Below are 13,188 nucleotides of genomic sequence, written 5' to 3'. Positions count from 1 at the left end.
CCAACTCCCGCGATGACTGTGGCCGTTGTCGTACCTGGTCACGCAGGGTCGATGACGTACCGGGCGGCGGACCGAACAGCCGCCCACGACAACCGCCGACGACACAGGTTCACCTGTCCGGCGGCACGACGCGGAGGTCCGCACTCATCAGCTCGGGGGAGAGTGCGGGCCTCCGTCACGTCCTGATCGTGAAGTGCAGCGTGTCGTCCAGGAACGGGATCTCCAGCCACGGGTTGGGCTGGGCCATCATCGCGAGCAGCACGATGGTCACGCCCAGGATGCCGTAGGTGACGAGGTCGGTGAAGCGGGAGCGGACCGCGAGCATGCCCACGCCGGGCAGCGTCCAGCGCAGCACGCCGCCGGCGAGCAGCCCGGTCCCGATCAGCAGCGTGCCGTACCGGAAGACGCCGAGCGCGGTGAGCAGCAAGCCGAGTCCGACGGCCGCGACCACCGTGAGCATCGGCCATTGCCGGGCCGGTGCGGGCGCGGCCCCGGACGCGGCACGGCCGCCGCCCTCGGGGCGTGCGGTGTCCCGGGTGATCCGGGGGAAACGGCGCGTCGTGCGCTGCGGCTGCCCGTCGGGGCCGGGCGCGCTGACGGGGTCCCGCACAACAGGCTCTTCACCGTCGTCCCGATGCGCATGCGCGCCCGCAGCCGACGTGTCCGGCGCCGCGTGCGTTTCCCCGCCGTGCCCCTTGGCAGCCCGGCCCTCCACGCCTTGCGGCTCGGCAGCACGCGGCTCGATGCCCTGCGCCTCCGTCGCACGGGACTCCACACGTCCCGACCGCCCCTCAGGGCCTTGCGGTCCCGTGCCCTGCGACTTCGCCACACCCGGCTCCACGTCTTCCGCCTGCGCACCACGCAACCGCGACTCCGTGCCCTCTGGCCCCGCGCCCCGCGACACCGTGCCTGCAGACTCCGTACCAAGCGGCTTCCCGGCGCGCGACACCGTGCCTGCAGACTCCGTGCCCTGCGACTTCCCGGTTCGCGACCGCGTGGTCTGAGACCGTGCCGACTCGGGAGACGAGTCGGCGCGTGGCTGCGTGCCATCCGTCCGCGACCGCGTGCCGTGCGGCTTCGCCGCGGCGCCTGACTCCCCGCCCTGAGACCGCGCCTCCGCGCCCCCCGGCTTCGAGTCCCGCTCCTCCGCGCCCCCCGGCTTCAAGTCCCGGCCCTCCACAGCCCCCGGATTCGAGTCCCGCGCCTTCCCCGCGCGCGGTCCCATCCCCTGGGATCGCGTCGGCTCGGGCGACGAGTCGGTGCCCCGCTTCGGGGTGTCCTCAGCCGACACTGCGTTCCGCCGCCTCGACCACGTTGACGAGCAGCTGCGCCCGGGTCATCGGGCCGACGCCGCCGGGGTTCGGCGAGATCCACGCGGCGACTTCGGCGACGCCGGGGTGGACGTCACCGACGATCTTGCCCTCGGCGCTGCGCGAGACGCCGACGTCGAGGACGGCCGCGCCCGGCTTCACGTCCTCGGGCCGGACCAGGTGGGCGGAGCCCGCCGCGGCGATGATGATGTCGGCCCGCTTCAAGTGGGAGGACAGATCACGCGTGCCGGTGTGGCACTGCGTCACCGTCGCGTTCTCGCTGCGCCGGGTCAGCAGCAGCGGCATCGGGCGGCCGATCGTCACGCCCCGGCCCACGACCACCACCTCGGCTCCCTTGATCTCCACGCCGTACTGGCGGAGGAGAGTGAGGACACCGTTGGGCGTGCAGGGCAGCGGTGCCGGCTCGTTGAGTACGAGACGGCCGAGGTTCATCGGGTGCAGGCCGTCCGCGTCCTTGTCCGGGTCCATCAGCTCCAGGATGCGGTTCTCGTCGATACCCCTGGGCAGCGGCAGCTGGACGATGTAACCGGTGCAGCCCGGATCTTCGTTGAGCTCGCGGACGACCGCCTCGATCTCCTCCTGCGTGGCGGTCACGGGCAGTTCCCGCTGGATGGAGGCGATGCCGACCTGGGCGCAGTCGCGGTGCTTGCCCGCGACGTACTTCTGGCTGCCCGGGTCGTCGCCCACCAGGACGGTTCCCAGGCCGGGCGTGACGCCCTTCTCCTTCAGGGCCGCCACGCGGGCGGTCAGATCGGACTTGATCGCGGCTGCGGTGGCCTTGCCATCGAGAATCTGGGCGGTCATGACCCCATCCTCGCGGATGACCGGCTCCCGGTTCCAATCCGGTCACCCTGCGGACTCCGCAACTCCCATCCCACATGATCACTCGTATCCATCCATGATCAGTGATGTTGCACTTGCACAACACATGCGGCATCCGGCTGGACAAATAAGAGGCGCGTTAAGGACGATGAACGTCACAGTGCCGCGGGGCAGTACCGGGGGGACGAACCGCATCTGTAGAACTTTCCTCCGAAATGTGCCGCGTCGTCCCCGCACCATGCAACGGAGGAAAGACGCCATGAGCTTTGGCGACCCGAACAACCCCTACGGCGCGCCGCAGGGCCAGCAGCCGGGTTACCCGGCCCAGCCTCCCCAGGGCCCGCCCCAGCAGCCCGGCTACGGCTACCCGCAGGGCGCCCCGCCCCAGCAGCCCGGCTACGGCTATCCGCAGGGCGCTCCGGGCCAGCCGCCGGCGTACCCCGGCTACCCGGGTGGCGCTCCCAACTCGATGCCGATGGAGATGCCGGGTCTGATGAAGACCTCGCGCGTCCTGCTGTTCATCCTCGCGGGCTTCCAGCTCCTGTTCGGCATCATCGCGGGCATCGCCGTCGGCGCCGTGCAGGACGTGTCCAACGGCGTGGGCAGCGGTGACGACACCGACACGCTCGCCGGACTCGGCTTCTTCTTCGCGGCGCTCCTGGTGGGCCTGGGTGCCCTCTCCATCTTCCTGGGCGTCAAGTTCAAGAGCGGTGGCAGCGGCATCCGTATCACCACGATCGTGTACGCGGCGCTGATGATCCTCGGCGGCATCGTCAACATGGTGAACGGTGCGAACGGTTCCGCCACCTTCGGCGGACTCATCTCGCTCGCCATCGCCGGCATCATCCTCGCCTCGATGGTCAACGGCGCCGCCTCGGCCTGGTTCAACCGCCCGCGCTACTGAGCCGACCGGCAGCACGTTCGCGTACATCACGTCAATCACGCCAAGGGCCGTGTCTACCCCGCAAAGGTTGGACACGGCCCTGGTGCGTCGCTCTACCCTGATTCCACAGCTGCGCACGGGACGGGGAGAACGACCTTGTACAGCATCATCGTGGTGCCCCCACGCACGACGGACGACCAGCACGGCGCACACCAGATCAAACTCGCCCCCGGGGAACGTCTCGCCTTCGGCCGCTCGGAGGCCGACAACGGGCTTGCGATCGCACACGAGGGGGTCTCCCGGAAAGCCGGGGAGATCACGGCCCAGGGCGCCTTCTGGATACTGAGCAACCTCTCCGCCCACCAGACGTACGTCGTGGAGAACCCGGAGGGCGCGGGCGAGCACATCAAGGTCGCACCGGGCCGCCTCGACGCGCCGGTCCCCTTCGAGTTCTCCCGGATCGTGCTCCCGGCGGCGGGCGACCTGCTGCCGCTCGAGGTGTGGGCACCCCGCCACGACTACCTGAACTCTTCCGGCGGACTCGACGGCGCGACCACCGCACCCGCCTTCTCGGTCGACCACACCAAGCGGTACTTCGCGGTCCTCGCCGCTCTGTGCGAGCCCCGCCTGCGCGGCGCACCGCACGCCCCGCTGCCCACCGTCGACCAGGTCGTGGAACGGCTGCGTCCCGGCTGGCCGGCCGCGAGCCCGGCCGCCGTGCACTGGAACATCGACTACCTCGCGGTGAAGCTGCGCCTCAAGCCAGGCCCCGACACGGCGGATCCGGGCCCGCGACTGAACGGCAAGAAGGAGTCCCTCGTCTCCCTCGCGCTCCGCTTCGACCTCGTACGGGAGGACGATCTCATCGTCCTCGGCAACTCCCCGAGCCGAGCCGTGCGGTGAGCGACGGCGCGTACGCGGTGTCCGTCCCTCGCGGATACCGCGTCGGCTCCTGGGAAGTGCGCGAGCCGATCGCGACGGGGGCGTTCGGCAGCGTGTACGCGGCGCGACGCGTCCCGGAGGGGCCGGCCGCGAAGCCCCCGAAGACGACCGACCGAGGACTCCCGGAGACGAACGACCAGGAACCCCCCAAAACACCCGACGGGAAACTCCCCAGGACAACCGCCCGCGAGCTCCCCAAGACGGCCGCCCGTGAACTCCCGAAGACAGCCGCCCTGAAGTTCCTGCCGACCGGCACGCACACCCCCCGCCGGCTCGCGCATCTGCGTGACCTCGCCGAGCGGGAGCTGGAGTTGCTGAGCAGGCTGCGCACCGCCCCGCGGCTGATCCGGATGTACGAGACGCTGACGGTCGACGACCCCGGGCAGCCGGAGCTCGACGGCGCCACCGTCCTCGTACTGGAACGGGCCGCGACCTCTCTGACCACGCTGCTCTCCGGGAACCACCGGCCGAAGCACGGTCCCGCGCTGCTCGCGCAGATCTGCGAGGGCCTGGTCCAGCTGCACCGGGCGGGCTGGGTGCACGGCGACCTCAAGCCCGCCAACGTCCTGCTGATGAAGGACGGTTCGGCCCGCCTCGCCGACTTCAACATGGCCGCCGAACTCGAGGGAACCCACGCCTACACGCCCGCCTTCTCCACGCCCGACTACACCCCGCCCGAGCTGCTCTGGGCCGAGATCGGCGAGCGCGGCCGGCAGATCCGTCCCTCGGCCGACGTGTGGGCCTTCGGCGTGCTGGCCCACCTCGTCCTCACGGACACCTTCCCCTTGCCCGGCGGCACGCCCTCGGCCCGCCGGGACGCGGCGGCGCGCTACGCGCGCGGCACCGAAGAGCTCCGCCTCTCCCCCGAACTCCCGGATGAGTGGCGGGAGATCGTACGGCACTGTCTGGCCCGTACGCACCAGGAGCGGATCAGCGGGGAAACACTGCTGCGGCGGGTCGGGACGGTCGCCGGGACCGCCCGCTCCCCACGCCTGCCGCGCCTGTTCCCGCTCAGACGCGGACGCCGGACCGGTGTGATCCTGGGCGCCGCGGCCGCCACGGCCGCCACCACCACCGCTCTCGCCACCCTCGGCTACGGCATGCTGGCGGACGACGGTTCCGACGACGGGAAGGACCCGGGCACCGCGAAGGTCGCGCCCGCGGCGTACGGCGCCGCCGAGCTCCGTACGGACAAGGGCGTCCCCGTCGCCTACCGGCCGCTCATCGTCAACTCCGCCCACGACTGTGTGCAGGAGGAGGTCACGCCGTCGCTGATCGCCGCCATGCTGAAGGTGGAGAGCGACTTCGACCCGGACCTCTCCGACCCCGCCATGGACGAGTACGGGATCGCCCGTTGGACCCCGCGTGTGCTGCGCTGGTGGATGCGGTCCGACGGCAAACCCGAGAAGACGATCCCTCAACCCCCCTTCTCCCCCTCCGAGTCCATCCCGGCCATGAGCCGGTATCTGTGCTGGATCGCGCCGCGCCTGGACTCCGCGCTGGGCGGTGACCGGCAGGTTCTCATCGCGGCCGCGTACCGGACGTCGTACGAGAAAGTGAACGACGCGGCCGGTGTTCCCCCGAAGTACCGCGACTACGCCGACCGCGTCGCTCACTACCTCAAGGAGTACACGCCGGCCGCGAAAAAGTGACCCTGAGAGTTCTGAGGTACCGCTCGCCGCCGTCCGGGGGCCACCCCTTGGGCTGTTTCCCGTCGTACCGATGTGACATGTCCCCTGTAACTCCCCTTATCCTGCCTCTCGTTGGCACAGGGGCAGGGGACGACTCCATGTACAGCATCATCGTGATGCCGCCGTGCGGTACCGGATCAGCCGACCAGATCCGGCTCTCGGCGGGCGAGAAGCTCACGTTCGGCAGGGCCGTGCAGGAAGGCGGTCTGGCGATCGCCCACGAAGGAGTGTCCAGGGTCGCGGGTGAGATCACCGCGCACCGGGCCTTCTGGATACTGAGCAACCTCAGCCAGGACCAGACCTACGTGGTCGAGAATCCGGAGGGCGCGGGCGAGCACATCAAGGTCACACCGGGCCGTCTGGACGCGCCCGTTTCGTTCGAGTTCTCGCGCGTGGTGCTGCCCGCGGCGGGCGATCTGCTCAGCTTCGACGTCTGGGCGCCCCGCCACACCTATCGCAGCGCCGCCCGCCTCGGGCACTCCGGCGCCACCACGGCCCCGGCGTTCTGCCTCGACCGCACCAAGCGGTACTTCGCCGTGCTGGCCGCCCTCTGCGAGCCCCGGCTGCGCGGCGCACCGCACGCCCCGCTGCCCACCGTCGACGAGACCGTGGAGCGCCTGCGGGCCGTCTGGCCCACGGTGACCCGCTCCTCGGTCTACTGGAACATCGACTATCTGGCGGTCAAGTTACGCCTGAGACCCTCCACGGACACCGCGGAGCCCGGCCCACGCCTGTACGGCAAGAAGGAGTCGCTGGTCTCGCTCGCCCTGCGCTTCGACCTTGTACAGGAAGACGATCTCGTCGTCCTGGCGGCAGCCCAGAGCGAGGTGGCGCAGTGAATGGGGACCGCCACGCCGTGCCCGTGCCGAAGGGCTACCGGGTGGGCGTCTGGGAGGTGCGCGAGCACCTCGCGTCCGGCGCGTTCGGCAGCGTCTACGCGGCCAGGCGCACCGGCACCGACGAGGAGACCGCCCACGAGGAGACCGCGGACGGTGGCGGCGCCGATCCACTCCCCCGGCACGCGGCCCTGAAGTTCCTGCCGACCGGCACCCGCACCCCGCGCCAACTCCACCACCTGCGTGAACTGGCCCACCGCGAACAGAAGTTACTGCAGCGGCTGCGCTCTCCACGGCTGATCCGGATGTACGAGACACTGACGGTCGACGACCCGGACCACCCCGAACTCGACGGCGCCACCGTCCTCGTACTGGAGCGGGCGGAGGGCTCTCTGGCAGCGCTGCTGGACCGGTCCCCCACCCCGGAGTCCGGGCCCGCCCTGCTGGCCCAGGTCTGCGAGGGCCTGCACCAGCTGCACCACGCGGGCTGGGTGCACGGCGACCTCAAGCCCGCCAACGTCCTGCTGATGAAGGACGGTTCGGCCCGCCTCGCCGACTTCAACATGGCCGCCGAGCTGGAAGGCACCCACGCCTACACGCTCGCCTTCGCCACCCCCGACTACACGCCACCGGAGCTCCTCTGGTCCGAGATCGGCGAACGCGGCCAGCAGGTCCGCCCGACCGCCGACATCTGGGCCTTCGGCGTGCTGGCCCACGTGGTCCTCGCGGGTTCTCTGCCCCTGCCCGGCGGCACGATCGAGGCCCGTTGCGACGCGGCGGTACGGTACGCGCGCGGCGCCGAGGAGCTACGCCTGCCCCCCGAACTGCCGCCGGACTGGCGGGAGATCATCACGGACTGTCTGGCCCGTACACACGATGAGCGCGCCGCACACGACACCGCCTCGCTGGTGCGCCGGGTGGAACAGGCCGCGGGCACCGCCCGTTCGGCCCGCCTGCCGCGACTGCGGCCCCGCCGGTGGCGGCGTCCCGTCCTGGCCACCGCCTTTTTCGCGATGGCGGCGCTGGGGGCGGCGACGGCGACGTACACCCTGCGGGATACGGACCGGACAGCCGCGGCGCCGCCCAGCTGCGAGAAGCCCGCGGTGTACGAGGACGACACCCACGGCCGCGGCTACACGGCGGGCTGGAACGGCACATGGGACTTCACCATCAAGCGGGGCGACGGAGGCAGCCAGGTCAGGGAGGCCCAGTGCCTGCTGAAGTACCTGCACGGCATCACCGAAGTCGGCGAGGTGGACGGCGACTTCGGCCCTCTGACCCACGGGGCCGTCGTCACCCTCCAGAAGCGGGCCGGACTGGACGCGGACGGAATCGTCGGCCCGAACACCTGGCGTGCGCTGCGCACCCGCGAGTGACCGAGTGACCGTGCGAACTGTCTTGCCGCACAGGTGACTTCGGGGGTCGATACCCTGGAACGTTCTAGGTACCGCTCGCTCCTCGCCCCCTCCACAGTAGTGCCGACGCCGCCACGGGGGACGGCGCCGCTCAGCCGGGGGAAGGCACCAGACACCCCTCCAGCAGCATCGACCAGGAGGATTCATGAAGCGAGTACGAGCACTGCGCACCAAGGCCAGTCTCTTCGCCGGAGCGACGATCTTCGCCGGCCTGGGCCTCGGCGTCGCCGCCGCACCGGCACAGGCGGCGGCCGCCGCCTACAGCTGCCCGTCGGGATCCATCTGCTTCTACACGGGAGACGACGGCACCGGAGACCGGTGTACCTGGGACGGGTTCGACCCGGACTGGCGGAACGGCGCCGTCAGGTGCTCGTGGTCCGCGGACAAGAACGTGAGGTCCGTCTTCAACAACGGCACCAGCGGCAAGTCAGTGGTCTACTACAGCGGCGCCAACTACGAGACCCGCAAGGGCTGCACCAGGATGGGCCAGAAGGGCAACCTCGCGGGCACGTACAAGCTCCGTTCCCACGAGTGGGTCTCGAGCTGCTGAGACAAGCCCACACACGGCAGGCCGCGCCCCGGGAGGGACGCGGCCTTCCGTGCGTACATCCCGCAGACCGCGGAGCCGCTGTTGGCCCGAGACGACGGCGAGACCTACGAGACCGCGATAGCCTCGTGTCAACTGGGGGTGTCGAAAGGGCACGTTGAGACAGCAGAGCACTCGGGGGACCCATGTCAGACGAGCGGCCGACGCCACCGCACTTACCGGCCACCGGGAACGCCACGCTGGAGCAGGTGGGGGCGGCTCCGATGCGGTCCGTGGATCCGGGGCGCATCGGCCCGTACGTACCGCTCGGCGTGCTCGGCAGTGGTGGCATGGGCCGGGTGTATCTGGCGCGGCCCGCCGACGACAGCCCCGGGCTCGCCGCGGTCAAGGTGATCAGGCCCGAGTACGCCGAAGACCCCCAGTTCCGGCGGCGGTTCGAGCGCGAGGCCGCCGTGCACGAGCGGGTCGGCGCACCGTACGCGCCGGAGCTGCTGGGCACGGGGTTCCAGGATGAGCTGCTGTGGATGGCCACGCAGTACTTACCCGGGCTCAGCCTGACGGACGCCGTACGCGACTGCGGCGTGCTGGAACCCGCCGGAGCGTGGCGGCTGGTGGGGGAACTCGGCCGGGCCCTGTCGGCGCTGGCCGCCGCCGGGATCGTGCACCGGGACCTCAAGCCGTCCAACGTGATCGTGTCCGGCCAGGGCGCGCACGTGATCGACTTCGGCATCTCACAGGCCGTGGACAGCAGCTCGATCACCATCACCGGCAACCGGGTCGGCACCCCCGCCTTCATGTCTCCCGAGTATCTGCGGGAGGGACGCTGCGACACCGCCTCGGACGTGTTCTCGCTGGCGTGCACGCTCATCTACGCCACGACAGGGCACGCCCCGTTCGGCAGTGGCACCGGCGTGGACGTCATGCACCGCGTGGCGTTCGAGGAGCCGAAAGCCGAGCTCATGGGCGAACTCTCGGCGGCGGACGCCTCGTTGGCCACCCTGCTCTCCGCCTGCCTGGCCAAGGACCCCTCCGGCCGGCCCACACCGCGACAGCTGATCGACGCGGCCGCGGTACACCCTCGTACGACGTCGTGGCAGGAACCGCTCGACTCCCGGCTGCTCGCCCGGCGCGAGGCCTGCGAGGTACTGCGACAGGCCTCCGCCCAGCAGACCGGCCAACTCCGCACGCCCACGCACCGGGTGGCCGCCCCCGCTCCCGGCCCCGCCTTCGGGCCGGCCACACCGCCGGGCGCGTACGGACCAGGACCACAGACGCCCCCGGGCGCGTACGAACCGCCGACGCCGCCTGGCGGCGCCCCACCCGACAGTGCTCCAACGGGCAGTTCTCCGGCCACCGCGCGCCGCAGAAAGAAGGCGTACTTGGCGGTCGCCGCGGGCATCGCCGTGTGTGTCGTTGCCGCGAGCGCCTTTCTGCTCACCCGTCCGTCCTCCGAGGACACGGCCTCCTCGTCTCCGACGGCCGTCGGAAGCACTGCCCAAGACGACGCGGCACGGCCACCGCTGCCCGGCGCCTCCGACCGCGACTCGCCCTCGCCCAGCGGTAAGCGGGAGGAGCAGGAGGAGGCGGAAAAGGAGAAAGGTTCCGCCGGAGCCGGGACCTCAGACGGCACAGGCCGTGCTCAGCGCACTCCCTCGCACACCGCGACCGCCACGTCCGGCGGCAGTGGCGGAAGCGGAGGAGACGGCGGCGCAGCTCCGAGCCCCGCTCCGACCAAGACCACGGCCGAGCCGGCCCCACCGGCGTGGATCTCGCAGTGCACGTACTACTCCGGCACCGAACTCACGCGTCGCGGCGACAAGAACCAGCGGGTGGTGCAGGTGCAGTGCATGCTGACCCAACGCGGCTACAGCCTCGGAAAGGCGGGGGTGGACGGTAAGTTCGGCAAGGACACCGTCTCCGCGGTCCAGCAGTTCCAGAGCGACAAGGGCTTGGACGCCGACGGCGTCGTCGGCCCCAACACCTGGGCGGCGCTGCGCGGTTCGACGTGACGCCGGCATGACGTGACGCCGCACAAGGAAGCCCGGCCGTGCGCGAGCGCGCACCGGCCGGGCGACCCCGGTGGAATCCCGATGGAACCCCAGTAGCGACTCAGCGGACCTCAGTGGAAGAAGTGCCGCGTCCCCGTGAAATACATCGTGATACCCGCCTTCTCCGCGGCCTCGACGACCAGTTCGTCGCGGACCGAACCGCCGGGCTGAACGATGGCCTTCACGCCGGCGGCGCTCAGGACGTCGATGTTGTCCGGGAACGGGAAGAACGCGTCCGACGCGGCGAACGCACCACGGGCCCGCTCGGCGCCGGCCCGCTCAATGGCCAGCTTGCAGGAGTCCACACGGTTGACCTGCCCCATTCCCACGCCGACCGAGGCGCCGTCCTTGGCGAGGAGGATGGCGTTGGACTTGACCGCGCGGCAGGCCTTCCAGGCGAAGGCCAGGTCGTCCAGTTCGGCAGGCGACAGCGCCTCACCCGTGGCGAGGGTCCAGGACGCGGGGTTGTCGCCGTCGGCCTGGAGGCGGTCGGCGACCTGGAGGAGACGGCCGCCGTCGATCTGCTTGACCTCGACGTCGGCCGTCGGCCCCTGGGCTGCGCGGAGTACGCGGATGTTCTTCTTCTTGGTGAGGGCTTCGAGGGCGCCGTCCTCGTAGCCGGGCGCGACGATGACCTCGGTGAAGATCTCGGCGACCTGCTCGGCCATCTCCTTCGAGACCGGGCGGTTGACCGCGATCACGCCGCCGAACGCCGACAGCGGGTCGCAGGCGTGCGCCTTGCGGTGCGCCTCGGCGACGTCCGCGCCGATCGCGATACCGCAGGGGTTGGCGTGCTTGATGATCGCGACGCAGGGCTCGTCGTGGTCGTACGCGGCACGGCGCGCGGCGTCCGTGTCCGTGTAGTTGTTGTACGACATCTCCTTGCCGTGCAGCTGCTCGGCGTCCGCGAGGCCGCCTGTGCCGTCGACGTACAGCGCCGCACCCTGATGCGGGTTCTCGCCGTAACGCAGGGTGCTGCGGCGCTCGAAGGTGGCACCGATGAAATCGGGGAAGTTCGAGTCGTCGAGGGGTGCGTACTGGCTCGCGAACCAGGAGGCGACGGCGACGTCGTACGCGGCCGTGTGCTGGAAGGCCTCGGCGGCGAGCCGCTTGCGCGTCGCCAGGTCGAAGCCGCCGCCCTTGGCCGCGGCCAGGACGTCGGCGTACCGGGCGGGGCTGGTGACGACCGCGACCGACGGGTGGTTCTTGGCGGCGGCGCGGACCATCGAGGGACCACCGATGTCGATCTGCTCGACGCACTCGTCCGGGGACGCGCCCGAGGCGACGGTCTCGCGGAAGGGGTAGAGGTTCACGACGACGAGCTGGAAGGGCTCCACGCCCAGCTCGTCGAGCTGCTGCCGGTGGTCGTCGAGTCGCAGGTCCGCGAGGATGCCGGCGTGCACCTTCGGGTGCAGGGTCTTGACCCGGCCGTCCAGGCACTCGGGGAAGCCGGTGAGCTCCTCGACCTTGGTGACCGGGACGCCGGCCGCGGCGATCTTCGCGGCGGTGGAGCCGGTGGAGACGAGCTCAACGCCGGCCTCATGCAGTCCGCGGGCGAGGTCTTCGAGCCCGGTCTTGTCGTAGACGCTGATGAGCGCGCGCCTGATCGGGCGCTGCGTACCTTCGGCGGTCACGGGATAACTACCTTTCGTCCCTCAATGCGATAGCCGTTGCGGGCGAGCCGCCCCACGACCTCGACGAGCAGCCTTCGCTCGACTTCCTTGATGCGCTCATGCAGAGCGCCCCCCTCGTCCTCGTAGTCCTCGTCCCGGACCTCGACCACGCCCTGGGCGATGATCGGGCCGGTGTCGACGCCGTCGTCGACGAAGTGGACGGTGCACCCGGTGACCTTCACTCCGTGCGCGAGGGCGTCACGAACGCCGTGCGCACCCGGGAAGCTGGGCAGCAGCGCGGGGTGGGTGTTGACGAACCGGCCGCCGAAGCGGGCCAGGAACTCCTTGCCCACGATCTTCATGAACCCGGCCGAGATGACGAGATCCGGCTCGTACGCCGCCGTGGCCTCGGTCAGCGCCGTGTCCCACTCGTCCCGGCTCGCGTAGTCCTTCACGCGGCATACGAAGGTGGGCACACCCGCGCGCTCGGCGCGCGCCAGGCCCTCGATGCCCGTGCGGTCCGCGCCGACCGCGACGATCTCAGCCCCGTAGACGGCCGTCCCGCGCATGGCGATCGCATCGAGGAGAGCCTGCAAGTTCGTACCTGATCCGGAGACCAGCACGACGAGGCGCTTGGCCACAGCGGGGCCCTTTCTCGGGAGAGCGTTTGTAGGGTCGTACGAATGCTTCGCGCCCCCTGATACGGGGAAGTCTACGAAGCGGCCGACCGTCAGCAACGATACCGGCACACAGGGCGGCCCTCACGGGACGGGGGCTTGGCTGGAAGGTAGCGTCTGGAGAGGATCCGCCCGGGGAACTCACTTCGCGCAGGGGAACGCCTTCCGCACATGGGACGTTGACCAGGGACGGGGACGAAACTCGGACACGACGTCCGCCCGTACCACGGCCCGCTCCACCGGCCGGCTCCACCGATTTGATCCTGCCAGCCAGATCCATCGAGCCCGCGCAGGCGAGGCTCGCCCACCAGACCCGACCCACCGAGACCCGATCCACTCAGACCGATCCACCCAGACCGATCCACCAAGGGGAAGACGCACAC

General features: G+C 70.7%; 11 protein-coding genes. 7 read left to right on the top strand and 4 right to left on the bottom strand.

Annotation, left to right across the window (positions count from 1 at the left end):
- Nucleotides 1-175 precede the first annotated feature (175 nt).
- Both FE633_RS19480 and FE633_RS19475 read right to left on the bottom strand, forming a co-directional pair.
- A complete protein-coding gene (locus tag FE633_RS19480) occupies nucleotides 176-829 on the bottom strand; it encodes a DUF3017 domain-containing protein (RefSeq protein WP_246113716.1) in 654 nt (217 codons plus the stop codon).
- Between the two features lie 451 nt (nucleotides 830-1,280).
- Nucleotides 1,281-2,135, bottom strand: coding sequence for a bifunctional methylenetetrahydrofolate dehydrogenase/methenyltetrahydrofolate cyclohydrolase (locus FE633_RS19475; protein WP_119100592.1), 855 nt, complete (start codon nucleotides 2,133-2,135; stop codon nucleotides 1,281-1,283).
- 277 nt (nucleotides 2,136-2,412) lie between these two features.
- Between FE633_RS19475 and FE633_RS19470 the strand changes: the two genes are divergently transcribed.
- The 7 genes from FE633_RS19470 to FE633_RS19445 all read left to right on the top strand — a co-directional run bounded on the left by FE633_RS19470 (nucleotide 2,413) and on the right by FE633_RS19445 (nucleotide 10,476).
- The gene (locus tag FE633_RS19470; protein ID WP_138046453.1) at nucleotides 2,413-3,057 is read left to right on the top strand and encodes a hypothetical protein; all 645 of its coding nucleotides are present in this window, start codon (nucleotides 2,413-2,415) and stop codon (nucleotides 3,055-3,057) included.
- A 135-nt stretch (nucleotides 3,058-3,192) separates the two neighbouring features.
- Nucleotides 3,193-3,939, top strand: coding sequence for an FHA domain-containing protein (locus tag FE633_RS48445; protein WP_246113715.1), 747 nt, complete (start codon nucleotides 3,193-3,195; stop codon nucleotides 3,937-3,939).
- The gene (locus tag FE633_RS19465) at nucleotides 3,936-5,630 is read left to right on the top strand and encodes a protein kinase domain-containing protein (protein ID WP_246113714.1); all 1,695 of its coding nucleotides are present in this window, start codon (nucleotides 3,936-3,938) and stop codon (nucleotides 5,628-5,630) included. Before FE633_RS48445 ends, FE633_RS19465 begins: the two co-directional genes overlap by 4 nt.
- 137 nt (nucleotides 5,631-5,767) lie before the next feature.
- On the top strand, nucleotides 5,768-6,508 hold the full coding sequence (locus FE633_RS19460) for an FHA domain-containing protein (RefSeq protein WP_138046451.1): 741 nt from the start codon (nucleotides 5,768-5,770) through the stop codon (nucleotides 6,506-6,508).
- The gene (locus FE633_RS19455) at nucleotides 6,505-7,881 is read left to right on the top strand and encodes a serine/threonine-protein kinase (protein ID WP_138046450.1); all 1,377 of its coding nucleotides are present in this window, start codon (nucleotides 6,505-6,507) and stop codon (nucleotides 7,879-7,881) included. The genes FE633_RS19460 and FE633_RS19455 overlap by 4 nt, the downstream gene beginning before the upstream one ends.
- 184 nt (nucleotides 7,882-8,065) lie before the next feature.
- The gene (locus FE633_RS19450; RefSeq protein WP_138046449.1) at nucleotides 8,066-8,470 is read left to right on the top strand and encodes a peptidase inhibitor family I36 protein; all 405 of its coding nucleotides are present in this window, start codon (nucleotides 8,066-8,068) and stop codon (nucleotides 8,468-8,470) included.
- Nucleotides 8,471-8,652: 182 nt separating this feature from the next.
- On the top strand, nucleotides 8,653-10,476 hold the full coding sequence (locus FE633_RS19445) for a protein kinase domain-containing protein (RefSeq protein ID WP_246113713.1): 1,824 nt from the start codon (nucleotides 8,653-8,655) through the stop codon (nucleotides 10,474-10,476).
- A gap of 110 nt (nucleotides 10,477-10,586) precedes the next feature.
- Here FE633_RS19445 and purH read toward each other — a convergent pair whose 3' ends face one another.
- Both purH and purN read right to left on the bottom strand, forming a co-directional pair.
- Nucleotides 10,587-12,149 carry a bifunctional phosphoribosylaminoimidazolecarboxamide formyltransferase/IMP cyclohydrolase gene (purH, locus tag FE633_RS19440; protein ID WP_138046448.1) on the bottom strand — a complete coding sequence of 521 codons (1,563 nt, stop codon included), beginning with the start codon at nucleotides 12,147-12,149 and terminating at the stop codon, nucleotides 10,587-10,589.
- Nucleotides 12,146-12,769 (bottom strand): phosphoribosylglycinamide formyltransferase, encoded by a 624-nt coding sequence (gene purN, locus FE633_RS19435; protein WP_138046447.1) that lies wholly within the window; start codon nucleotides 12,767-12,769, stop codon nucleotides 12,146-12,148. The genes purH and purN overlap by 4 nt, the downstream gene beginning before the upstream one ends.
- Nucleotides 12,770-13,188 lie beyond the last annotated feature (419 nt).

It is taken from the genome of Streptomyces montanus, assembly GCF_005786655.1.
Classification (GTDB): domain Bacteria; phylum Actinomycetota; class Actinomycetes; order Streptomycetales; family Streptomycetaceae; genus Streptomyces; species Streptomyces sporangiiformans.
This window is presented reverse-complemented; position numbering and strand designations above follow the sequence as displayed.